A 25,628-nucleotide genomic window follows, 5' to 3' on the forward strand; every position below is an offset into this window, starting at 1 on the left:
CCTTAAGATAATAATATCTGGCGTCTCATCCCACGCCAGATATTTTCATATCACGATCATTCACCAGTGATTACTGACGGCCTTTTTTAATTGCTGAAACACGGCGTTTAAATTTCACAGATGCAGGCAATTCTTTTGCGACCCGTTCGTCTTCAACAATGGCTCTTACCCAAAAATCTCCGTTTGCATCAACATTGATCCCTTGAATTTCATGCTCAAAACCGGGGAATGTATTGTCAAAATTTTGTAGGGCTTTAAGGTAACCAATAACGCCTTCATCCCCTTTAGGTAAGCGTTCACCTGGCATCAAAACTGGAATTCCCGGTGGATAAGGAACTAACATGCTGGCAGAAATACGACCTGAAAAATCATCTAAATGTACGTGTTCTGTTTTATAACGAACAACCTTTTGATAAGCATCAGCCGGTGACATAACGGGTTCAGGAATGCTATTTACGGCATCATTAATATGTTTCATTAAATCAAGCTCATCCATCTTTTCATGCATAGATTGGCAAAGCTGTTTTAAGGTTATTTTGGCATATTGAGGGGAGATTTCTTTTAGTGAAGGAATAGCTTCTACCGCTAACGCATCCGAATCATAGAGCTTTTTAAAAGTCAGTAAACTTTCTAATAACGTTCCCCATTTACCTTTAGTCACTCCAACAGAGAAGAGGATTAAAAGGGTATAGTCTCCGGTTCTGGCGATTTCAATACGACGATCATCCAAAAATTTAGTCATGATATAACCGGGAATACCCATTTTTTGATACTGCCCATCAGCGGTAATGCCAGGACAAGTTATCGTTACTTTAACGGGATCTAACATACTGTCAGTGTCGGCAATATCTTCATCTGAAAAACCATGCCATTTATCTCCGACTTTTAATGTCCAACATTCAGGCTCTTGGCTTAATAAAGATAATGGTGCTTGCTCAAAACTGTAATTTTCTTTCGTGTTAGGATCACAAACTTGAGTTGGTTGTAGTACATCAAAGAACCAATCAGGATCACCATTTTGCTCTTTTAATTGACGTTTTACTGCAACCACTGCTTTGCGAAATGCAATAGCTTCCTCTATAGACTCCTGAACTAGAGATTGGCCCGATTCCCCTTTCATCATCCCTACCGCAACATCAATAGAAGCAATAATGGGGTAATAAGGTGACGTAGTTCCGTGCATCATAAAAGCGTCATTAAAGTCATCAAAATTTAAAGGGGCGCGTGCGCTTTTTTTCACGTGGATCATTGATGCCATAGAGAGTGATGGCAACATTTTATGTGTTGATTGCACAGCAAAAAGCGTAGGACGATCCGGTATATCCTCAGACACGTCCATCGCAAAACGATTTTTATAGAGGGGATGAAAGCGCGCATAAGCATACCATGCCTCATCAAAATGAATTCGAGGTACACTCTTGGCTAAATTTTTCACAACATCATTAACGTTGTAGCAGAAGCCATCATAAGTACAGTTAGTGACTACCGCATAAGTCGGTTCCGAGCTAACAGCTTCTTCTGTTAACGGGCTTTCTTGGATCAGAGTGCGAATGCTTGCCTGTGTGAGTCGTCGAGTTGGAATAGGGCCAATTAAGCCGTAACCATTACGTGTTGGTTTTAAATACACAGGACGACCTTGTGAAAGAGTCAACCCATGATTCAGTGATTTATGACAATTTCTATCTACAACAACAATTTCATTAGCGGCTATGGCCCCTTGCGCCACAATACGATTAGAACCCGATGAGCCTGATACGCCATAAAATGTCCAGTCAGCACCAAATAACTCTGCGGCCATTTCTTCGGATGTTTTTGAAGGCCCAGCATGAATAAGGTAATCCCCCATTTCAGCAGTTGCGACACCGATATCAGCCCGCATCATATTTTCACCAAAAAAATTAATGAACTCGATACCGATAGGATGTTTTAAATAAGCCATACCGCCCATATGCCCAGGGCAATCCCAATAATAATCACCATCTTCAGTGAAATCTTTTAGTGTTTTAAAATAGGGGGGTAAAAGACTTTCTGCATAACGATGGATTAAGGTATAAATACGATTAGCGGTAAATGTTGCGGTTTCTGAATAAAGGTAAATATACTCACTTACCTCTTTAAGAATATCGATAGAAACATCATCGGTAATATTCTCTTCAGAAAGGAGAAGTATAGGTGTGTTAGGATTTCTTTTTCTAAATAATGAGATAAAGGCCTCACCCTCTATATTCATTTTGGAATTATTTTTATCCCAAAAAATACCTACGGCACTATACTTAGGACTCTCTTTTATATATTTAATACCGTGTTCAATATTATCTGCAATCTGAGCAATAAAACCACGCTCTATGATTGCTTGCTTCAATGAATTTAATGCCTGTTTTGCGGGATTATCTTCTTTTAACCCCACAGAAGAGACAAATAATACATGATGATTAAATTTCACAGACACCTCCATAGGTATCAATACTAATATTGATTAAATTGACATAATCTTATTTATTACATTGATAGAGTTAATTTAATAATTATCCAATCACTAAAATTTAATATAATCATTTAGGTATAAAAAAACTGTTAATATATCCAGCACAATAATAAAAATAAATAATATACGTTCTATAGGACTAAATAGTTCTTGTCCCTCTTGATATCTCGACCAAATAAATAGAGGAATGCCTAATGTCAGTAAAATAGGCACCATAGATAAATATTTAATTTCACAGGCATAAAACATAAATAAACAAAAAGTTAACCCAATAAGTCCACTAATTAAAGCTGAGGTTTTTCCTTTATTAGCGTATTTAGCAAAATTATCCGATAAACAAAGTTGTAATAAATAAGCCGAGCTAGTCAAATAAGCGGGCAAAACCATTAATGCAGAAATAGCTAACATTGTTAACCAAGCATTATTGGAAAAATAAACAACAAAGACCACTAACTGCATAAAGAGGCTACTAACCCACAGAGACGTAGACGCCGCCCCATTTTTATTTTTCACTGAAAACGCTTTTGGAAATGTACCATTTTGAGCGGCCGCCATGGGTATCTCAGCACAAATCATCGTCCAAGCTAGCCAACTGGTTAATACCGAAACTAATACACCAATATTGATTAACCATTCTCCCCAATCTCCGACGACTGTTTTCAATATTCCCGCTGTTGATGGTGTAGGTATTGTACTCAGTGCTTTCTGCGGTAATACGCCAAAGGGTAATACGGAGATAAAAATACAAATAATCAATGAGACAATAAATCCTATTAATGTTGCTTTACCAACATCCTTCTTATTGCGCGCTCGACCTGATAAGGCCACCGCACCTTCCACACCGATAAAACACCATAGGGCAATATCTAAAGGTGCTAATATTTGTGCAGGTATGGGACCTAGATTATCTGCTGGGATTGTGGCGGAATTTCCCCAAAAGTTATTAGTCAACTCTTCATAATTTAAAAAATAGACTAGAATAAACACAAAAATACTTAACGGTATTAACTTAGCAAAAGTACCAATAATATTAATCGCACCTGCTAATTTGGTACCTGATAAAACAAGATAATTGAATCCCCAAATAAGGATAGAAGCACCAATAATAGAAGGAATATTGTTGCCACCTTTAAAATCTCCGGGTAAGAAATAATTTAAGGTATCCATCACCATAATCGCAAACGCTACATTGCTAAAAATGGTCATTAACCAATAACCCCAAGCAACAATAAAAGCAACAAATGCGCCAAAGCCTTCACGAGCATACATATAAATACCCGATTGAAGATCGGGTCGAATATCTGACAGCACCATAAAAATTCGCGCAATAAAATACATGCCAAAACCACAAATCAGCCAAGCAATAATAACCGGACCAATTTCAGATGTTGCTGCCATATTTTGTGGTAGTCCATCAACACCACTACCTATCATTGAGCTAATTACAATTGCAACCAGTGCAAGCAGTCCTAATTTCTGACTTGTATTATTATTTGAACCGCCTTTTGACATATTTTTAACCCTATTGCAACCACGACTTTATTTACATAAATAGTTATGTAAATGAGTATAGTTGAATATGAAAATTACACCTCAGAAATTATTCAATTAATTGTAACCAACTATTTTTTAATTAAAAAAAGATCTAAGTCAAAAAATATTAATTATTTTCTTGCAAACATTTTCATCGATTCTATTAAATTTATATTCGATATATTTGTTTCAATAAAAATTTATATTTATACAAAAAAATTAAAATTAAATAGAATTTAATATAACAATCAATTAATTAAATATTAATTTGAAGTAAGAAGAACATGATGATTAATATAATTATAAATACGTAGCTCACGTATAAAAACAATCTTAAAAAGAATAGTTATTCATTTGAAATTCTCAAAAATGATCGATGTTCAATCCATCCATACTAAAGTGAGAAGGTGATTGTCCCATCTGCTTTTTAAACATAGTAGAAAAAGAGCTAGCGCTGTTGTAGCCCAAATCAAAAGCCACAGCGGTAATGCTATGCCCTGATAAAATTTGCGTGAGTGAGTTTAAAAGACAGACTTGCTGACGCCATTGTGAAAATGCCATTCCCGTCTGTTGGCGGAAAAAACGGCTAAACGAGCGTTCACTTTTATGTAATTTCTCGGCCCACTGCTGAGGTAGAGCGTCAATTTTGGGCTGACGAATAAAATCGCGACATAATTTAGCTAATTTACTGTCCTGTGGAATAGGAACAAAGAAAGGCAAAGGTTCGGCTTTCGCTAACTCATATAAGATAAGTTGCATTAAAATACCATCGCGCCCTTTTTTATCATATTGTGCAGGCACATCAACGGCTTCAAGAAGTAATTGACGTAAAAGCGGTGACACTCTTAACACTTCACACTGTTGACTCTGACGAGGAGCAGCTGCTGGCTCAATATATAAACTTCTGGTACTCACATCTAACATGCGTGTTTCATGCCCCGTCTGAGGAGGGATCCACACACCACAAGAGGGAGGGATAACCCATTCCCCATCATTTGTGCTCACTTCAATCAATCCGGTAGCGGGATATAAAAATTGCGCTCGTCGATGTCGATGCGTTTCTAATAGCGTATTAGGCAAATAATCTGTACCCAGCGCAATCACATCTCTCTCAAGGAGATCAACACTTTCTAACGGTACATTTCTCACATTAAACCTACTTTTTTATCTTTCTTGCTGATGAGCAAATCTGGTCACTATCACATTGCAAGATGGCGAATTAACCCCTTTCGCTATTTAGCCACCCTATCCCGTTAACAGCTATAAAACTTATTATTAACACTGTCAATAAATAGGCCGAAATTCTAATGTCATTGTCTGATCTTGGCATGTTGGAAAGTGATTAATCCTCTACTATCCCTCTTGCAGAGGTTGTTTCAGGCGCTCTGCAACGCGGTATGCATTCAATAATAATGCAGCGGAAACCAGATATCCCCATATCAATAGTCTAGAAAACGCATACACATCTTTATATCAAGTATCGGGTAAATTGGCTTCCGCTTATTATGTCTAAGGTAGCATTTATATGAGCAATCAGTCCGATCATCATAGTATTAAGCCAATTTCCGGTGATATAAGTCGCCGCCATTTTATTCAAGCGAGTTCGGCATTAGTCACACTGCCCTTTTTTTCCTCCAACACGATGGCGGCAACACAAGATCATGCAATAACTGAAAAAACGATTGACGCCAAAGAGAGTGAGCGTGTTGTCTCTACCTGTAGTAGTTTTGACTGTGGCGGAAAATGTGATATTCGCGCGCACGTTAAAGATGGCAAAGTGACACGTATTAGCACTCGACCTGACGCCGATTTAGATGAAGAGATGCCTATCATGCGAGCCTGTGTACGGGGCCGTGGTTATCGTAAATTTGTCTATCATCCTGATCGATTAAAATATCCCATGAAGCGAGTAGGTAAGCGTGGTGAAGGTCGATTTGAGCGCATCACTTGGGAAGAAGCTACGACGCTTATTGCACAAAATATGCAACGTATTACCAAGCAATATGGCCCTGCCTCACGTTTTGTCAGTTTAAGCACCGGGGTGACTGGTGGCATTTTTTCTGGTGCTAATATGCTACGCCGTCTGTTTAACCTAACCGGTGGCTTTCTGGAGAATTATCACTCCGTGAGTAATGGTAACACCCTTGCCGTTACCCCTTATACTTACGGTACAGCCGCTAGCGGAAGTACATTAGATACATTAGCAAATACCCCTTTAGTTATTCTATGGGGACATAATCCTAATGAAACTATTTTTGGGCATTCCAATCATTACTTCCAAAAAATGAAAAAAAACGGCACTAAATTTATTGTCGTTGATCCACGTTATTCCGATACTGCTTCTTCTTTAGCTGACCAGTGGATCCCGCTGTTACCGACCACTGATAACGCGATGATGGATGCCATGATGTATGTCATTGTCAGTGAAAACCTGCATGATCAGGCCTTTATCGACAAATACACCCTTGGTTTCGATGAGCATCAGATGCCAGAAGGCGTTGATGAAAATGAGTCTTTAGTTGCCTATTTAATGGGGAAAAAAGACGGGATCAAGAAAACCCCTGAATGGGCGGAGCCTATCACTAAAGTACCCGCAGATACTATTCGTCAATTAGCCCGTGAATATGCTTCTACAAAACCGGCAGCATTAATCCAAGGTTGGGGACCACAACGTCATATTTGTGGTGAACGGACGGCACGCGGTGCGACACTGTTAGCGACTATTACCGGCAACGTTGGTGTACGCGGTGGCTGGGCGGCAGGCTATGGCATGGCATTAAACTCTGAGTTACGTAAAACCATTGCCGGCCCAAGTTTATTGACCAATCCCGTTAAAGCAAAAATCAATATCACCAATTGGGTGCAAGCGTGTGAAGATAAAAATTTGGTCACACCACAAAATGGCTTACTCAATGCCGAGAAACTTGATACTGAAATCAAGATGATTTTCTCAATGGCGGGTAATTATATGGTGAATCAAAATACCGATATTCTTCATGCCGCTAAAGTGCTTGAAGATGAATCAAAAGTTGAATTTATCGTCTGTAGCGACCTCTATTTAACACCTAGCGCCAAATATGCGGATATCTTACTGCCTGAAACCAGCTTTTTAGAGCGCTGGAATATTGGAGGCACATGGAGTTATGGCGATTATATTATTCTGTCCGAAAAAGTGATAGAGCCAGAGTTTGAACGTCGTACCGACTACGATTGGTTACGTGAAGTGGCTGATAAACTGGGGGTCGGTGAACAATTTAGCGAAGGTAAAGCCACTGATCGCGACTGGATTGAATATTTAGTCAATGATGCCAGTATTAAACGTCCTGAAGATGGTATTCCTACCTTTGATGAATTATTGGTTAAACGTCGTCATCTGCTAAAACATCGCCCTCATACCCAAAATGTTGCGTTTGAGAAAAATATTCAAGATATAGAAAATAATCCATTTCCAACCCCATCAGGAAAAATTGAGATCTTCTCTAAACGCTTATATGAGATGAAGAATAGCGAGATCCCCGCACTTTCTCATTATGTGCCTGCCATTGAAGGGCCCGAAGATACGTTAACAGATAAATTTCCACTACAACTCATCACGTGGAAAGGACGTAACCGCGCAAACTCAACACAATTTGCTAATCCTTGGCTGCAAGAAGTACAACGTCAAGAATTATGGATCAACCCATTAGATGCCGAAGATAGAAATATCAAACAAGGCGATAAAGTCAAAGTCTATAACGACCGTGGGATCACCTTAGTTCCCGTCAAACTCACACAACGCATTATGCCTGGTGTCGTTGCCTTACAAGCAGGTGCTTGGTGGCAACCAGATAAACAAGGTATCGATCAAGGGGGATGTGCCAACGTCTTAACCTCATCCCGTAGCACCGCAATGGCACACGGTAATGCTCACCAAACTTTATTGGTCGAGGTAGTAAAAGCATGAGTAAATTTATCGTTTATCCCGCAGTAAGCAGTAAACAGCTAGGGTTTTATATCGACAGTGCTCGCTGTTCGGGCTGCAAGGCGTGTCAGGTTGCTTGTAAAGATAAAAATAACCTCGATGTTGGCCGCAAATTTCGCCGTGTATATGAAATCACTGGTGGTGGTTATAGCCGTAATACTAACGGTGCATTAATTAATAATGTCTTTGCTTACACTTTATCTATCTCTTGCAATCATTGCGATGATCCCATTTGTGTTAAAAACTGCCCAACTACCGCGATGCATAAACGCGAAGGTGATGGCATTGTGATGGTAGATACTGACAAATGTGTTGGTTGTGGCGCCTGTGCGTGGTCTTGTCCTTATGGCGCACCGCAAATGGATCCTGAAACCAAGCAGATGTCAAAATGCGATTTTTGTATCGACTTACAACAAAAAGGTGAACAGCCTGTTTGCGTTGCGACCTGCCCACTTGGGGCCATTCAATTTGGTCCAATTGATGAACTACGTGAACGCTATGGTGAAGTTAATTATGTCACTGGTTTGCCTTCTCCTGAAATAACTCATCCAAACCTAGTGATCAACCCTCACCAAGGGGCAAATAATGACACTATAAATAATAAAGGAGAAATAAAATGAATGAATGGTCATTATTGATTTTCACCTTTATGATGAATGCCACTATTGGCTTAACACTCATAACAGGCCTTTTTGCACGCCGTCTTGCACATTATCTCAGTGCTGAAAGCTATTATCGCTTTATGTTACTAACCTTATTGGTGATTTGTGGATTAGCCGGTTTAGGCTCTATTGCCTCCATTACTCACTTAGGCGTGCCGTTAAATGCTCCGAATGCCATTAGAAATGTCTTTTCAGCTTGGTTAAGTCGCGAAGTTGCTGTCACTGCCATTTTTGTAGGATGTTTAGGGATCACCTTTTTATGGCTATGGCGTACCGGTAAATTTTCGATGCTACTATTTGGTGCAAGCCTTCTGATTGGTCTGTTTGACATTTATTGCATGGCATCCATTTATCGCCATACTTCCATTTTAACATGGATGGATAACAACACTTATGTGATGTTTTTTGGCGCGATGCTCACATTAGGGGCAACAATATTCTTTTTGCTGCTAAAGATATTGCAGCGTATAGGCAATAAATTAGGGATAGAAATACCATCAGCCCCTTTCCCTATCCGTTGGAAATGGCAATTGTGGGGGATCATGGCATTTAGTTTAATTGGCCGATTACTCTATCAACCTTTTTATGAACACTATTTAACTCGTACGCTCTATAGCCAAACATCGGTAACCTTTCCGTTATCACCTATTGAAGTTTATTACTCCATTGGCCCATTACGTATGACCAGTTGGATCTTAGCAACTTTGGCTGTATTGGTGTGTGGCTATAGTTTAGTAAAATATTTGATGGGCCAAACTCAGCAAAAATCAACGGAGTCCATTTTTGTCTATGGCGGTATCATGGCAATTATTGCAGAATTTGCTTTGCGTTATGTGTTTTATTCAATTCACTAAATCACGATCAGCCAGTTATTGAAGATGACAATTATCAGGGGAATTATTAGCCCCTGATTTTTTATCAAAGATCATCGTTCACCCTGAGTATCAATCAACAGACGTTGATTAATATAATCAATCGTTTCTTCTATTGTCATAATATGATTAATCACATTAGTAATACCCTGACCAATAATAATCTCAGCTTGCCTTAAGTTAAATAATTTACCATTCGGCACTGATGATTCTCGTATTCCTTGATTAATTTCCTGATAAGCTAGTGTCATCCATGGATAACGGTGGCTAATTTCTTGGTTATGACTAAAATTTTCATGGTTACTATTTCCACCCAATAAAATTAAGTGATCCATCACAACAGGAGAATAAAGCCAACGATAAAACAGTTCAGCGTAAGATGATTTTCTACTGTAACGCGACACCCCAAGTACCCCACCCCCTAATTGTGGTACACCACCCGGAACGGGAGCAAAACCAATTTTAGGTAAAATATCGCTATGTGCGACATCATTAAATAAATTCATATAAGAGATAAGCATTGCCAGATGACCTTGCTCAAATTGTCTGACCGAGCCACTCCACCATTTATGGTTGATATTTTCGGTGATCGACAACTGATGCAAATAATCTGCTAATACCTCAGCGGCCAAGGGCATCGCTAAGCGCGGAATATTATCACTACCGATTAAACGCCCACCTTTAGCGTAATAACGTAATAAGTATTCAGTTGCGATTAATCCCGCACTTCCTAATGTGGTTGAAGCTCCCATCGGACAATGAGCTTGTCCGGCTTGATGCAACTCAGTAAAAAACTGAGTCACATTATCGTACTCTTCAAAGGTTGTCGGCACAGTTAATTCATTACCTGTTTTTTCGTAATACATTCTTTTTAAAATAGTATCTTCAAACAGATCTTTACGATAAAACAGTAATTGAGCGCTAGCATCGAACGGCATTGCATAAGCGACATCATTAACCAAACCAAATTTTTGTTGCGTAGGTAAGGAAAAGTGACTCAATAAATCAGTTAATCCATCACCAATTTTATCTAATGGTCGCAATATTCGCTCAGCAAACCATGGAAAACACGCCATATCAATACGCAACAGATCATAATAAGGGTGTAAATGAAGTTGGCTTAAAATTTGATAGACTTCATCATAAGGATGAATAGCTAAATTCACCTTGATACCAGTTTGACGATAAAAATGAGGAAGTAGTTTTTTTAATGCCGTTGTTGAAGGGCTTGGCAACGTTAGTAAATTAAGACTAATTTGTGATTTATCATCACTCATTACTGCTGGTGTTGCCGTATACAGATATGAACTTCGATTTGCGACAGATACATTATTATTTTTGTACTCATGCGGCTCTGCGATTAATAGTGCCTCAGCGACTTCCAAACCAAGCTGAGCATAGTTCATTGGAAAACAATATAACCCTTTTATTACCGGTGGAATATTATCACTTAGAGCAAAGATAATAGGACAATCTGAAGAACTGCCAAAATAGCTTGCTTGTGTTAAATAGCGAGCTTTCTCAATATCTTGTGTGACAAAGATATCGGGGACTGGCTCCATAGAAAAGAAGTCAAAAGCAATTTTATAACTCTCTTCATCAGAAGCGCTAAGTATGACACATTTTTTATCGGGTGCAGTTTGAGAAAGCCGTATTTGCAATTGATTAGCAAAAACCTGACTATTTAATTCATCTTGATTATCGCCAAAAATCCCCACTACCTTGCCAGCTGTTTGTGCCACTTGCTGGCAAATTGACTCCGCCGCTTGTGCAAAATCTAACGTAAAAAAACGTTGTGCATTGAGGGGTTTGTGATAAATAAAGATAATTTGTGAAGGTGGAAGTTTTAACGTGTCAAAATAGTATTTAGCATCTTTAAGACAACTTACGGTGACTACTTGCTTATAGCCACCTGCAGCAATTTTTTGTAGTAGATCACGCTCAGTGGTCTCAAGAAGATCTGTTAAAAAAAGATCGTAGCTGATCTCTGGAAAATTAACGATCGACTGTCTAAAAGCATTAAAGAAGATCGCATATTTTTCAGAAACCAGTTGGGGTAATAAGATCGCAATTTTATGGCTTCTATTGGTTCTTAGTAGTTGGGCTTGTGTATTTAATTGATAGCCCATCTGTTTAGCAGCTTGATAGACTGCTTCAATTTTTTCAACACTTACATTTCCACGTTTATTCAATACGTTAGATACCGTACCATGCGAAACACCCGCTAGTTTTGCAATGTCCTTGATCGTCGCCATTTCTCTTCTTTCACCTCTATTTCCACCTTCACTAGCATACCTGAATTATTTATCACGACTACTGATAATTGATTTGAACGTTCCACTCACAATTAGCTGATAAATCAATCTATTAAAAATTAAAGATAATAAATAATTATCAATACCATTTAAAATAAATATATATACTAATCAATATATTAGTAAATAATATTTGAATAAGATCACTGATCTGATCTTCATTTATTGGCAAATAACACATGTCATTTTATTATTGGAACGTTCAAATTTATTTGTAACCTACAAATAGCCAACACCAGAAAATTAATAAAATACTAATAAACAATAAGATAAGGGGATTTATTATGAAGCTTCATTTTTTAGGGACGGCTGCCTCAGAAGGCATACCGAATCCCTTCTGCCGTTGTGAACACTGTCTGAAAGCAAGAAAATTAGCCGGTAAAGATATTAGAACGCACTCTTCTGCTATTGTGGATGACATTATGTTGATCGATGTCTCCCCCACTTTTAGTTACCAACTGATGCGTGATGGTATGGACGCAACACATTTTGAAAGTTTGCTATTTACCCATACTCATCCTGATCATTTTAATGTTGGTGAACTATTTAGCAGAATGGAAGGCTATGGTTTTGAAATTAACCATCCTTTACATATTTTCGGTAACGATCGCGCTATCAATGGCTGTATTGAAGTATTACCAGGTTATACGAAAGAGCGATTTGCATTTCATTGTTTAATCCCTTTCGTTACGGTCGAAAGAAATGGTTATAAAATTACGCCGCTACTTGCTAATCATGCGAAATGGGAACTTTGTTATGTGTATCATATTGAGAAAGATGGCAAAGCTATTTTCTATGGCCACGATTCGGGTTGGTTCCCAGAGTTAACTTGGCAATGGTTAGAAAACAAACCGCTTGATATTGTTGTTTTTGAGTGCACTTATGGCTTAAATGGAAAAGATCGTACAGATAATCATATGAGCTTAGAAACGGTTTTTGCCGCCAAAGAAAAACTGCAACAACAAGGCTGTTTACATCAAGCTACACAGATTGTCGTTTCGCATATCTCACATAGCGGTAAATTACTGCATCATGAATTAGAAACGGTTTGTGCTCCTCATCATATCCGTGTTGCCTACGACGGATTAACGTTAGAAACCAATTAAGAGGGGTACAACAATGGATATGAAAATAACTTCTCGCCTACTTATTATGATGTTTGTGCAATATTTCATGCAAGGAGCATGGAATATGACCATGGGACTCGTATTAAGTAGTTATGGTATGGCAAGCATCATCGGCAATGCTTATGCCTTATTAGGTGTCGCGACAATTATCTCCCCCTTATTTATTGGTATGGTCGCAGATCGTTTCTTTGCTTCACAAAAAGTCATGGGGATACTTCATTTAATTAATGCCGTCGTTATTCTCTGTGTTCCCCAATTTATTGAAGCTCAAAACAGTGGCATGACATTATTTTTAATTTTTATTATTGGCTTATTGTTTTATCCAACCACTGCGCTATCTAATAGCATTAGTTTCTCCCATATTAATGGGGTTAAATATTTCCCAATTATTCGCGTATTTGGTACGTTTGGTTTTATGGCAATTGGTTTTATATTAGGTGAAATGGGCTTCTCTGGTAGCACAATGACTTGGTATATCGCTTCTGCAGTTGGTGTATTACTCGGTTTCTATTGTTTTACATTACCTAATACGCCACCTAAAGCGAAAGGCCAGCCTTTCTCACTACGCGATATTTTATGTTTAGATGCATTGTCTTTATTTAAAGATCGCTACTTTGCTATTTTGATGTTTAGCATCTTTATTTTAATGATCCCCAAAACAGCTTATTCTGCTTATATTCCTGTCTTTATTAAAGCATTAGGCTTTGATAATGCGGCTTCTATTATGCAAATAGGGATCGCTTGCGAAGTTCTGTTTATGTTTGTTTTGTCATTCTTCCTAATGAAATTTGGCTTCAAAATTACACTACTGCTAGGAGCCGTGAGCTGGATCATACGCTCTATGTTTTTCTCTTATGCTGCAGTAAATACAGAGCTTTACTTTATCGTCATCGGATTAATGCTACAGGGATTATGTTGGGATTTCTTCTTTACTGCAGGAGATATCTATGTCGATCGCAAAGCAAAACCTGAAATTCGTGCACAAGCACAAGGTCTGCGCTTTATTGTCTCTAATGGTTTCGGCTTACTATTTGCTTCCACTATTTGTGGTCAAATCTTTAACACAACCGTAACTGAAACAGGTGATGCAGCATTACCACAATGGTCAACATTCTGGGTCTATCCTGCCATTGTAGCGGCGGTGGTAACCCTATTCTTTATTTTCTTCTTTAAAGATGATGTTTCTAAAAAAAGAAATAGTGAAAATAAAGAAACATCACAAGGAATTACAGCACCTTAATTTTAAAATAAAAAATAAGCCAACGTCAGGAGCAAACCATGGATGCATTAATACAGTTTGTTGACACTATTGGCCCATTATCACTATCAAGTATTGCTAAATTACTGGCCGCCTTTATCTTAGGCGGTCTTATTGGCTTAGAGCGTGAATCAAAGGGAAAACCAGTTGGTTTTAAAACTTGTGTCATTATTGCTGTTGCCAGTTGTTTATTAACCATTGTCTCTATTCAATCAGCCGAATATTACGCCAATATTTCTGACAATATTCGCAGTGATCCCATGCGGTTAGCTGCACAAATTATCAGTGGGGTCGGCTTTCTGGGCGCTGGTGTTATTTTACATCGACGAGATGATGCCATTTCAGGATTAACGACTGCGGCCATTGTTTGGGCATCTGCGGGAGTGGGTATCGCCTGTGGCTCCGGCTTTTATTGGCATGCTATCGTTGTGACTTTCCTCTTTTTTATGGCTATTAAACTGAGCCCACAAGTAGTGCTGTTTCAAATGAATAATCAACGCTTAGGTAAAATTAAAGTGCGAATGCTATTTACTCATGAAAGTGGTGTTCCTCTTTTAATTGACTATTTAAAAAGCAATAAAAACGTTATTGAAAACCTGACTATTCGTGATATTAAAAAGGAGCGCGTTGAAGTTAACTTAAAACTACTTGTGCGACAAAAAATAACCTTACCAGAGTTTTATTGCTCATTAAAACAATTACAGCATGTACATTCTGTTTCGCTAGATCACTAGTGTATTTAAAAGCAAAAGTGCACTTTAATTTAAATGACAACACCATTTTTATTTTACTTATCTATTTGCGTATTAATTTATGTTGTCCGTATTTTATCCATAAACTATCTTTTACTAAGGTGGTAACGATAGACTGTCGCTTCTAAACATTTTTCTTCTGGTTTCCAGTTTTTAATAATATTAACTAAACCACCATTAGCATAATAATTACCATCTTTTTGTAGAAAAATATCTATGTTATTTACAATATATAAATCAGTTTCACACTCGGCTGAATGAGCGGATAAAACCTCATTACGAGTAACATAAACCGCATCACCTTCTGTCGTCGTACCTTTAACCTCGACACGCCTAAATGTATTATTTTTATGGCATTCTAAATCATAAGGACTATTAGAAGAAGTATCAATTACTTTAAAACCTTGTTTTTTATAATCTTCTTTTGCTTTATTCATTGCATACAGCTCTATTGCCTTTCTCTTTTTAATGTCAGTAACTCGACCTTGATAGCTTGTTTTTTCTTTTTTCAATATCAAAGGTAAGTTGTTATCAAGATCTAAAGTCTCTATTTTTTCCCAAGCATAAATGGCACTTAGTTCTTTATTAGGTTTCTCCTGATAATCAAGCACATTATATAAAACTTGAACCGGTCTGTTACTGTTATATTCTATATAAGATAGTCGACCAACATAAATAAAAGGTTGACTTCTACTTTTAATTTTTTCATGTATTCGAACAAATAAAATAACGGTCTCACCAGTAAGTATTCTTTTTATATGAGAAGTTTCCGTTGTATTCTTATTTTGTGATTCCCAATGAAATTTCTTACCGTTATCAACAAATACATCATTGTATTTATGGCTATCTTCTTTGCTTCTTTTATCTAAAGTCACAAATAGAACAATACAATTTTTAAAACTTGTAATTCCTGTTATCTCTTTATTATTTTTTAGTGGTTCTACATTAGCTGTTACTAAAGCTTCATTTTTACTATATGAATTTCCAACAATTAGATTAGTGTAATTAAATTCTTCATCTTTCCGTTTCATCATAAGGCCTTATTCGCTAAATTACATAGCTAATTATATTAGCTAAAAACTATTATTTATCCAAATAAGACAGCAAACATTTATAGAAAATTTAGATATATTATGATTTCAACATCATCAAAGTTAAATCACACAATCTTGTATACAAGATACCAAGCTCTCTAGAAGCACTGTTGATTAAACTCTATCATCTTATTCAACAATATTTCAGATGATAGTGAGCCTTTGCTCACCACAAATTTAGGATAGTTAATGCTGGTTTTAATATTGATTGGAAGTGATAATCGATTATGTGCTAAAAATTGAAAAAGTGGTGTTATTTTTTCTGATGACACGCTTTCTTGTAAGCGACCAAGCGTAATGTGAATAATATTTTTATGCAGATGATGATCAATGGGGATTTGCTGGTAAACCTGTTGTCTAAACTGCGTTAATGTTTTTGATACACCTATTAATATCACGCTTCCATTAGTCGTTAAAATAATATCATTAAATAGGATCTCAATCTTTCCTATCTTATTAAAGATATTCGTTATTTTTTGACACCAAGCCAATAACATTAATTTCTGAGGCTCAAATAACGCTATAGGTTGATTAAAAATGGTCAACAAAGTGCAATGAAGTTGTAATTGTGGAGTCACCGCTATAAAAGGAAATTGCTGAGCAATTTGCTGACAATAAACATCTAATTGTTGGCTAAAAGGGATAAAATTCTCATCCACCTTTGGTTTATCAATAATGAGCTGCCCCGCATTTAAACTCAAATCGATAATATCTTCATTATTAATCTGTTGTAACCACTTTTCATTGCGCGATAATTTTTTAACTGTTGCTTGGGTTAAAAATGAATAGGCCATCGATAAACCTCGGTAACGAAGATTGTTATTAGTACATTGAATTGAATGGTACTTAAAATCAAGTCATAAAGTAGATAATAAAAAAGTGGCTCTCAAGAGAAAGCCACTGTCACATCCAATGGGGGGAGATGTTAAAGGATAGGTTTATCTACAATGTTATGCTCTAAGCAAAACGCAATTTATGATAAGAAATTTGCCGCCTTAAATTTCGCCAATGCATCTGCTTTTTGTTCAGCTGTCAGTGGGCGTAAAGGACGACGAGGAGCGCCAACATCAATACCATGCAATTGCATTGCTACTTTGCCTGCAGCAACGCCACCGTATTCGACTAAAACTCGAATAATAGCGATAACTTTATCCATGCAATCTGCCACTCCTTGGTGATCACCCTGATTAAATTTCTCAATTAACTCAAGATATAACGGTGCAGCGTAGTTATATGTGCTACCTACAGCGCTTAACGCACCGCAAGCTAATCCTGCCGGAATAAATTCATCAACGCCAAATGGAATATCATATTTACCTCCCTCTACTCGTAAGCAACGCTGAAATTCATACATATCAGGGGAGTTAAATTTCATGCCAGATAAATTGGGGATCACTTTACCTGCTGCTTGTAAAAACTTTTCCATATCAATGCTTAATCCTGACATGGTGGAATGATAATAGTAGAAACCTTTTGAGGGTGCACTTGCCGCTGCTAAACGACAATATTCTACTAAATCATCAACATGACTAGGTTTAAAGAAGCAAGGGCCAATCACTGATGTGGCTTTAATATCTAATGTGTCAGCATGACGAGCAAGTTCTAACGTATCAGCAATACTTAATGCACCAGTATGAATAATAAGATCAAGTTGTCCCTGACTCGCTGTAACCCAACGTTCAGCGACTTTTTTACGCTCTTCAACCGAGCAATGTATACCTTCACCAGTAGTACCTAAGACATAAGCCCCTGTTACCCCAGTCGCAATTAGGTGCTTAGCAATATCATCAATAACAGGGTAATTAACACTACCGTCCGCAGCAAAAGGAGTATGAGGCGCGGCAATCAGTCCAGAGAGTTTGTTCATGATCACTTCCTATGGAGATTAATTTCTTTATTAATTAACTTATGGAGTTTAACTCTATATTAGAGAGCGACTAGTCATAACGCAATAACGAAAATAGCCCTGAAGGAAAGAGAAAGGTAAAACTGTGATCTTTAGCTACTTTCTGCTCAAGATGCTTTAAAATAGCAATAAACTTATGCTGAATGCGTCTGTTTTAACGCATTGAGAGTACGTAATTTCTGCTCTTTTACTGTTTCAGGCTTAGCCTGAACTAACAAGGTATAAAGCAAATCTAAAACAAAAAGTTGTGCTGTTTTTGTGCCAATAGAATCGCCTTGTAATTTCCCTTGTCGATTACCATTAATTAAATGATGATCTGCATATTCCATAATTTGTGAGCCTAAATTATGCGTCAATGCAATCGTGCTTGCGCCCGCTTCTTTAGCCAATTTCAATGCATGAACCGTTTCTAATGAATTACCCGAATGACTAATACCGATAGCGACATCACCAGATTTTAATAATGAGGCTTGCATATACATAAAGTGGTTATTAGTTACGGCATCAACACGATAACCAATACGCATAAGTTTATTTTTCAGATCTTCCGCAGTGATCCCCGAAGAGCCAACGCCGCAGATAAAAACATAGTTTGCTGATAATAGTGCATTGACCGCCCCTTGCACTTGCTGCATATCGAGTAAATTTAATGTTTCTGATAACACATTATTTATTGTTGCTTGCAATTTTAGGCCAATAGTGTGGATATCATCTTGGTGACTGACTTCTGCATCAAGGATTGGCGATTCATCATTATCTGATGTTGCCATTTCAATCGCCAAATCCATTTTAAAGTCTTGAAAACCTTTATAACCCAATGTCCGACAAAAGCGGACAACCGTCGCTTCACCTGCTTTGGTTGCTTGAGAGAGTTGGGCAATAGACAACTGAGTCACTTCCGTAGGATGGAACAGGATATAGTCTGCAATACGTTGCGATACACGAGTTAAGCTATTTTTCATAGCGCCTAGCGTATCAAGTATTTTACCCGGCTTTAATCGAGTTGTTGCCTGTTCTGTCATGGACATTATCCTTGCTTGCAGCAAATACACGAGAATAGAATTTTGCCCACAAGAGTACCAATTCCAACAGGTTAAAAAAAGCCTTGTTAAGACAATAATGTGATAATAACAAAACGCCTTATTCTCAAACTCCAACTAACTGATACATGAGAAATAAAGCGTTTTATTAAATAATAATGATTAGTGAGTTAACGCGGCAACATCTAGTTTAATAACCACTTTCTTTAATGTACTGGCCTCATTTTTCTGCGCAATACCTGGCTTATGTGGCTCATAAGGCATAAAAATGGCGAACATATTTGGTGTAAGGGATAATGTTTGACGATGTATGATGTTATCAGTCAACTGATAATCATCCGTTTCATTATAAGGTGTCACATCTTGTGCCGAACCTTGTATTCCAAAATCAATTGTCTCTTCACCTGATAGTAAGATCTGAATATCGATATAACGCTGATGCAATTCGGCTTGTTTTTGCTCACGAGGCACGGTTTCAAAAGTCATAACATTCATAAACAACGTCTCACCATCAATTTTATAGCTGCCCGGTGCGAGTGACGCGGGATCAAGGGCTAATGCTTTTTCCATTGCATGACGTAACGCTGGATTCATTTCTGGCATAGTCGCCAAATCAGATAAATGTCCAAATAACATAGATTATTCCTTCTTAGTTCTCTGATGTTTCACTGTCATCTAAGGAAAGCTGTTTTGCTGGTGCGAAAAGTGGTGCCGTAATGGTTCCTGCAATCACCACTGACATTGAACCAATGACTCCATAGAAGAAGAAGTTAAGATCACTGCCATAACGTGCAGCCAATACTGCAATAATACTCACGATGATCCCAACAACGGCGCTACCGGCATTAGCACGTTTTACAAAAATTCCCAACATAAATAGGCCTGTCATTGGTCCTCCCATAAGACCTATAAGGCTATTAAATGCATCCCAAATTTCAGCTTCATCGGATAAAACTAACCAAATTGCCGCTAAACTACTGAATATCCCTGCCACAATAATAACTAACTTTGCGACTTTCATTTTTTGTTCAGGACTAGGGGATGATTTACTAAGACGAGTATAAATATCAGAATTAAAGCAACTTGAAATACTATTTAAACTACTAGAAATACTTGATTGTGCAGCAGCAAAAATAGCTGCAATAATTAACCCTGCAATACCGATAGGCATTTCCGTCACGATAAATAGTGGCAAAATTCCCCCCGTATTAAATCCTGCGGGTAATAAGCTTGGGTTTTGTTGGTAGTAAACAAACAATGCAGAGCCGATGGCAAAAAAGAAAATAGGAATAATAGCCACTAATTTAGCGTTAGTTATCAATGTACGTTTAGTTTCTTTAATAGAATCGGTAACGATATAGCGCTGCACAACATCCTGACTAGCAGTAAATTGCTGAATATTGGCAAATAAAAACCCAATCATTAATACAGGAATAGTGCTATCTGTCCAACTCCAGCGCCATTGTGTGGTAGGAAAGAATTTATCTGCTTGTGCTGTAGTAGTAAAAATTTCGCTAATACCACCATCAACTTTAAAACAGATCATAATAAAGATCAGTACAGCACCACCAGAAAGTAATAAACCTTGAATAACATCCGTCCAAATAACGCCTTCAATGCCCCCCATCCAAGTATAAATAATGCATAATAAGCTTATTAATACGATTAACACGACCGGATCAATCCCCATAAAAGGACGTAAAGCTAGTACGGTTAAATAAGTAATAATAGCAACACGCCCAATATGGAATAACATAAATGAAAGGCTAGCAAATAAACGACTACGAACATCAAAACGAGCTTCTAGATATTCATAAGCGGAGGTGATTTTTAATTTTCTAAAAAAAGGAATATAGAAATAAAAAACTAAAGGTAAAATTGCAATAGCTAAATACTGTCCAATAATAAAGGTCCAATCAGAAGTATAAGCTTTAGCAGGAATGGACATAAATGTAATCGAGCTTAATGTGGTCGCAAATACAGACACTCCAGCGGCCCACCCAGGAACTCGCCCTCCACCACGGAAATAGTCATCCGCAGTTTTTTGACGTTTAGAAAAATAAACACCCACGAGTAACATAGCTGCCAAATAGCCAAACAGCACTGCATAGTTAATAAAACCAAAATCATGTAATTGCATTTTTTAGTCCTGCCATATGTAGGGTAAAAGGTAAGTTTTACGACAGTTTTTTTATTGCTCTCTAGACCATAGGGCTGCGCCCCATAATCCAGCATCATGATGATAGTGAGCTGATACAATCGGCACTTGTAATGCTAATGGTTGTTGTGCCATAGCAACTTGAACCAATTCGAGATAGCCGTTAGCAAGCCCCACACTGCCACCAAGCACAACACAATCAGCATCTGTTGTAGCTTTAATATTTGTGATCAAATTAGCTATGGTGTTGGCAGAGCGTTTAATAATGGTGGTAGCCTGTAAGTTTCCCTGATGAAAAGCGCTGAAAATTGCCTTAGCATCTTTACCAGCAAGTTCTCCTTCAGCTTGTGAGGCAATCGCACGCCCCGATGCGATGGCTTCAACACAACCATAGCGGCCACATCCACAACGAGGGCCTCGAGGATCAGCTAAGGTATGACCTAAATGGCCTGCAAGACCACGTTTTCCTATTAGTAGCTGCCCTTGCTGAACAATGCCTCCGCCAACGCCGGTTGAGACCGTAATAAACGCCATATCAGATATAGTGTCACGACGATGATAATACTCAGCCCATGTGGCAGCTTGGGCATCATTAAGTAACCAACAAGGTGATCCGGTAAGGGTTGATAGTGTTTCCATTAAAGGAAAATCGTTTAATCCACCTAAATTATCGGGGTTTAATGCGGTTAAAATGCCATTACAAATGATCCCTGTTGATGCAACGGCAACACTATCGGCATGGTTTTTTAATGGTGTAATAATGCTAACTAATGCTTCATAAAGTTGTGTTGGAGATGGACTTGCTGGTGTTGCTATTTGTCGATGTTGTGTCAATTGGTTATCTCGGCTAATTAATGCTGCCGAGATTTTGGTTCCTCCAATATCAATCGCTAATGTATTCATCTATCTAACTCCTGCTGCCACTTTAATGCCTGAGTAAACCACTCACAGACATGTTCAAGACGAGTTAATGCAGAGCCAACGGTGACAGCCCAAGCTCCCGCTTGCATACCCCTTGCCGCCATCATTGGTGTGTTATAACGTCCTTCCGCAATCACTCGACATCCTTGCTCTGCTAATGCGGTCACCAGTTGAAGATCGGGTAATTTTGGTATTTCCCCACCGGTATAACCTGACATCGTTGAGCCAATAAATTCGGTACCGAGTTGATGACAATACATCCCTTCATTAAAAGTGGCACAATCTGCCATCGCTAGTTTTCCTAAACGATGAACATGCTCTAGCAATGCTTTCACGGGAACTGGGCGTAGGCGATCAGTACCATCAAAAGCGATAATATCAGCACCAGCTGCAGCCAATGCTTCAATATCATTTAACCAAGGCGTGATCCTGACAGGGCTATCAGGCAAATCACGTTTTACAATCCCAATAATTGGCACATCAATAAGAGGACGTGTTGCTTTTAAATTATCAATTCCTTCAATACGTACTGCGACGGCACCTGCATTTACTGCTGCTTGAGCCATTGCGGCTACAATGTCAGGTTTATCCATTGGACTATTATCAACAGGTTGGCAAGAAACAATTAACCCACCTTTTTGTTGAATATCTTTAGTCATCTTTTCAATTAGTGCCATGTTGAACTCACTGCTCTCTTTTTTTGAAATGTAACTCCGAATTATATTATTTTACGGAGTTTTATTTCTCAATCAGAAAAACTACGATCTGTGAAGAAGATCAAACAATGACCAAATTGATATAACATGATGATAAATAAACAGAATAAAAATGGAGGCCAAATAGCCTCCATTGATTTTGTTATATTTCTCTTGAGTGATTAATTTAGTGTGTTGCTGTTTTTGCTTGCTCGACTAAATTAATTAAACGACTTCTCATGGCGTGATTATCTTGAGCGACTTGGCTTTCTGCCCATTTTTGATCGTCAATCTTCACCACTCGTGCAGCACAATATTTAGTTTCTGGGGTTTTTGAAACAGGATCGAGATTATCTTGTGTCAGTTCGTTACATGCACCAATCCACCATTGATAAGTCATATAAATAGCTTGTTTATTAACGGTTTCGTTTAGATTACACCGTGACAGCACCTTACCTCGACGAGATGCTACCCAAACAATTTCTTGATCAGCAATACCTGCCGCTTTAGCAATATCAGGGTGAATTTGCACATACCCCGGTTCATCTGCTAATGATGCTAATGCTTTACAGTTACCCGTCATTGAGCGACAAGAGTAGTGCCCTACCTCACGTACCGTTGATAAAATCATTGGATACTCTTCATCAGGCAACTCTGCGGGAGCGCGCCATGCGGTAGCAAAAAGCTGCCCTTTACCTGATGGCGTTGTAAATCGATTATCTGAATATAAATAGGGTGTTCCCGGATGATCGAGTTCAGGACAAGGCCATTGTATATGGGCTAATCCCGCTAATTTTTCGTAGGTCGCACCGAAAAATAGCGGACATAATGCTCTTACCTCATGCCAAATTTCTTCATTATCTGTATAAGACATTGGATAGCCCATAGCCGTGGCTAATAAACTAATGATTTCCCAATCACGTTTAACGTTACCACGTGCTTGTACTGCCTGTTCAAAACGTTGAAAACCTCTATCAGCACAAGTAAAAATACCACCGTGCTCACCCCAACTGGTAGAAGGTAAAATGACATCTGCTTGCTCGGCCGTTTTCGTCATAAAGATATCTTGAACCACAATAAAATCGAGCGCTTGAAAACCTTTTCTAACCAGACCTAAATCTGCCTCAGTTTGAAGTGGATCTTCTCCCATGATGTAATAAGCTTTCACTTTACCTTCAATGGCTAAATGAGGGACTTCAGTAATGCGATAACCCACTTGCGGATCGAGTTTTTCAACCGGAATATGCCAAGCTTGAGCAAATTTTTGACGAATACCTTCATCTGTCACACTTTGATAGCCGGGGAACATATTGGGTAAAACCCCCATATCACAAGCACCTTGTACATTATTTTGCCCGCGAACAGGAGCAACCCCTGCATGTGGTTTGCCTAAATTACCCGTCAATAACGCTAAACTCGCTAGCCCTTTCACAACATCTACCGCTTGACCAAATTGTGTTACCCCCATTCCCCACATAATGGTGGCTGTTTTTGCGGCTGCATAAGTGCGCATAGCTTGGCGGATCTCGCTTGCAGAAACCCCAACAATACGTTCTACTGCTTCAGGGCTATAATCCACCAGCTGTTTTTTATATTCTTCAAAACCTTCGGTGTAACGACTCACATATTCTTTGTCATAAAGATCTTCATCAATCAGCGTATAGGCAAATGCATTAACTAACGCCATATTGGTGCCATTCTTTAAGGGAAGATATTGATTAGCAATCTTCGCTGTTTCTATTTTACGGGGATCACAAACAATAATTTTGGCCCCTTTTTGTTTCGCTTTCACCACACGGCGCGCCACAATAGGGTGAGAATCGGCACAGTTATAACCAAACACCAACAAACAATCTGAATCTTCAATATCAGCAATGGAATTACTCATTGCCCCATTGCCTAGTGTTTCTTGTAAACCAGCAACAGAAGGGCCATGACAAACACGGGCACAGCAATCAACATTATTATTACCCAGTACAGCACGAGCAAATTTTTGCATCACAAAATTGGTTTCGTTACCTGTACCCCGAGAGGAGCCGGTGCACATAATAGATTTAGCACCGTATTTCTCTTTAATTGCGAGTAACTTTTTAGCCGTAAACTCAATCGCTTCATCCCAACTGACAATTTCAAAATCAGCCCCTTTTTGTCGGCGGATCATCGGTTGATGAATTCTGGCTGTCAGTAATTTATTGTCATTTAAAAAATCCCATCCATAGAGACCTTTTAAACAAAGCTCGCCTTGATTAGTGACACCATTGGCACCTTCAGCTTTGATTATTCGACCATTTTCGACACAGAGATTGATTTTGCAGCCAGCGCCACAATAAGGACAGACGGAGTTGATTTTGTTCATTTGATATCCTTTCCCCTAACTAGGGAGTAAAAGAGTCATAAAGAACATCCAACTAAGCACAATTTATGCCAAGTAAAAAACCATTTAAAAATAAGTAGATAGTATTTCTGTCACTGGCTACCAAGGTTATATCGACATTTTTGTCGACAAGATTTTCTGAGCAAAAGTTATCAAAACGTTATCAAGTTTTTTAAAAAAAGGGCTTTCATTAATTTGTTTTTATGATATAACAAAATAGTTATTTGTTAGCAGTGGCATTCAATAAATCAGTGCAACAAACCAAATTCATTTCAATAAAGAGCAAAAACATGAACATTAACACTAACAATCGACTTCTAGGCCTACATCTACTCCTACTTTATTAGGGTGGCCAAGCTCGTTCATTTTTTGCTAAAGCCACCAGTAAGGTGGTTTTTTTATAACCCTGCTGGTGGAACTGTTTTTAGGGGAGTTTTTATGATGTCTCGTTCCACTACAAGGATTAAGGGTTATC

At 38.3% G+C, this 25,628-nt stretch carries 19 protein-coding genes; 6 read left to right on the forward strand and 13 right to left on the reverse strand.

Features of this window, described 5'->3' with window-relative positions; all coding sequences use genetic code 11:
- Window positions 1-70: 70 nt before the first annotated feature.
- The 3 genes from AACV01_RS17370 to AACV01_RS17380 form a co-directional block, all read right to left on the reverse strand.
- On the reverse strand, window positions 71-2,443 hold the full coding sequence (locus AACV01_RS17370) for an Orn/Lys/Arg decarboxylase N-terminal domain-containing protein (protein ID WP_161682230.1): 2,373 nt from the start codon (window positions 2,441-2,443) through the stop codon (window positions 71-73).
- A 93-nt stretch (window positions 2,444-2,536) separates the two neighbouring features.
- On the reverse strand, window positions 2,537-3,997 hold the full coding sequence (locus AACV01_RS17375; protein ID WP_046334816.1) for a basic amino acid/polyamine antiporter: 1,461 nt from the start codon (window positions 3,995-3,997) through the stop codon (window positions 2,537-2,539).
- Window positions 3,998-4,381: 384 nt separating this feature from the next.
- Window positions 4,382-5,167 (reverse strand): AraC family transcriptional regulator, encoded by a 786-nt coding sequence (locus AACV01_RS17380; RefSeq protein ID WP_046335167.1) that lies wholly within the window; start codon window positions 5,165-5,167, stop codon window positions 4,382-4,384.
- A gap of 376 nt (window positions 5,168-5,543) precedes the next feature.
- Here AACV01_RS17380 and AACV01_RS17385 point away from each other — a divergent pair, with 376 nt between their 5' ends.
- The 3 genes from AACV01_RS17385 to AACV01_RS17395 are packed head-to-tail and all read left to right on the forward strand — an operon-like array spanning window position 5,544 to window position 9,495.
- Window positions 5,544-7,961, forward strand: a complete 2,418-nt coding sequence (locus AACV01_RS17385) for a DMSO/selenate family reductase complex A subunit (RefSeq protein ID WP_161682232.1) — start codon at window positions 5,544-5,546, stop codon at window positions 7,959-7,961.
- Complete coding sequence (locus AACV01_RS17390) at window positions 7,958-8,599, forward strand: DMSO/selenate family reductase complex B subunit (RefSeq protein WP_004246705.1); 642 nt, start codon at window positions 7,958-7,960, stop codon at window positions 8,597-8,599. Before AACV01_RS17385 ends, AACV01_RS17390 begins: the two co-directional genes overlap by 4 nt.
- Window positions 8,596-9,495, forward strand: a complete 900-nt coding sequence (locus AACV01_RS17395; protein ID WP_004249026.1) for a dimethyl sulfoxide reductase anchor subunit family protein — start codon at window positions 8,596-8,598, stop codon at window positions 9,493-9,495. Before AACV01_RS17390 ends, AACV01_RS17395 begins: the two co-directional genes overlap by 4 nt.
- A gap of 71 nt (window positions 9,496-9,566) precedes the next feature.
- Here AACV01_RS17395 and AACV01_RS17400 read toward each other — a convergent pair whose 3' ends face one another.
- Window positions 9,567-11,768: an extracellular solute-binding protein gene (locus tag AACV01_RS17400; protein WP_012368570.1), complete on the reverse strand. Its 2,202-nt coding sequence runs from the start codon at window positions 11,766-11,768 to the stop codon at window positions 9,567-9,569.
- Window positions 11,769-12,112: 344 nt separating this feature from the next.
- Here AACV01_RS17400 and AACV01_RS17405 point away from each other — a divergent pair, with 344 nt between their 5' ends.
- Genes AACV01_RS17405 through AACV01_RS17415 form a run of 3 tightly spaced genes read left to right on the forward strand, consistent with a single transcriptional unit; the run spans window position 12,113 to window position 14,947 of the window.
- A complete protein-coding gene (locus AACV01_RS17405) occupies window positions 12,113-12,934 on the forward strand; it encodes an MBL fold metallo-hydrolase (protein WP_004249024.1) in 822 nt (273 codons plus the stop codon).
- Between the two features lie 13 nt (window positions 12,935-12,947).
- Entirely contained in the window at window positions 12,948-14,195 is a 1,248-nt protein-coding gene (locus tag AACV01_RS17410) for an MFS transporter (RefSeq protein WP_017827141.1), read from the forward strand.
- A gap of 38 nt (window positions 14,196-14,233) precedes the next feature.
- Window positions 14,234-14,947: an MgtC/SapB family protein gene (locus AACV01_RS17415; protein ID WP_004246695.1), complete on the forward strand. Its 714-nt coding sequence runs from the start codon at window positions 14,234-14,236 to the stop codon at window positions 14,945-14,947.
- A gap of 104 nt (window positions 14,948-15,051) precedes the next feature.
- On the opposite strand, the gene AACV01_RS17420 is transcribed toward AACV01_RS17415, so the two are convergent.
- The 9 genes from AACV01_RS17420 to fdhF form a co-directional block, all read right to left on the reverse strand.
- Window positions 15,052-15,996, reverse strand: coding sequence for a DUF3427 domain-containing protein (locus tag AACV01_RS17420; RefSeq protein WP_017827142.1), 945 nt, complete (start codon window positions 15,994-15,996; stop codon window positions 15,052-15,054).
- 161 nt (window positions 15,997-16,157) lie between these two features.
- Window positions 16,158-16,853 (reverse strand): hypothetical protein, encoded by a 696-nt coding sequence (locus tag AACV01_RS17425; protein WP_046335170.1) that lies wholly within the window; start codon window positions 16,851-16,853, stop codon window positions 16,158-16,160.
- A 179-nt stretch (window positions 16,854-17,032) separates the two neighbouring features.
- Window positions 17,033-17,926, reverse strand: a complete 894-nt coding sequence (locus tag AACV01_RS17430; RefSeq protein ID WP_020946439.1) for a dihydrodipicolinate synthase family protein — start codon at window positions 17,924-17,926, stop codon at window positions 17,033-17,035.
- Between the two features lie 173 nt (window positions 17,927-18,099).
- Window positions 18,100-18,987 carry a MurR/RpiR family transcriptional regulator gene (locus AACV01_RS17435; protein WP_004246688.1) on the reverse strand — a complete coding sequence of 296 codons (888 nt, stop codon included), beginning with the start codon at window positions 18,985-18,987 and terminating at the stop codon, window positions 18,100-18,102.
- A 180-nt stretch (window positions 18,988-19,167) separates the two neighbouring features.
- The gene (nanQ, locus tag AACV01_RS17440; protein ID WP_004246687.1) at window positions 19,168-19,641 is read right to left on the reverse strand and encodes an N-acetylneuraminate anomerase; all 474 of its coding nucleotides are present in this window, start codon (window positions 19,639-19,641) and stop codon (window positions 19,168-19,170) included.
- A gap of 13 nt (window positions 19,642-19,654) precedes the next feature.
- Window positions 19,655-21,145, reverse strand: a complete 1,491-nt coding sequence (locus AACV01_RS17445) for a sodium:solute symporter (protein ID WP_004246686.1) — start codon at window positions 21,143-21,145, stop codon at window positions 19,655-19,657.
- A 51-nt stretch (window positions 21,146-21,196) separates the two neighbouring features.
- The gene (gene nanK, locus AACV01_RS17450) at window positions 21,197-22,066 is read right to left on the reverse strand and encodes an N-acetylmannosamine kinase (RefSeq protein ID WP_004246685.1); all 870 of its coding nucleotides are present in this window, start codon (window positions 22,064-22,066) and stop codon (window positions 21,197-21,199) included.
- The gene (locus tag AACV01_RS17455; RefSeq protein WP_004246683.1) at window positions 22,063-22,761 is read right to left on the reverse strand and encodes an N-acetylmannosamine-6-phosphate 2-epimerase; all 699 of its coding nucleotides are present in this window, start codon (window positions 22,759-22,761) and stop codon (window positions 22,063-22,065) included. Before AACV01_RS17455 ends, nanK begins: the two co-directional genes overlap by 4 nt.
- A gap of 205 nt (window positions 22,762-22,966) precedes the next feature.
- Complete coding sequence (fdhF, locus tag AACV01_RS17460; protein ID WP_004249015.1) at window positions 22,967-25,135, reverse strand: formate dehydrogenase subunit alpha; 2,169 nt, start codon at window positions 25,133-25,135, stop codon at window positions 22,967-22,969.
- Between the last annotated feature and the right edge of the window lie 493 nt (window positions 25,136-25,628).

The sequence above is a fragment of the Proteus sp. G2609 genome (assembly GCF_963896135.1).
GTDB lineage: Bacteria > Pseudomonadota > Gammaproteobacteria > Enterobacterales > Enterobacteriaceae > Proteus > Proteus mirabilis.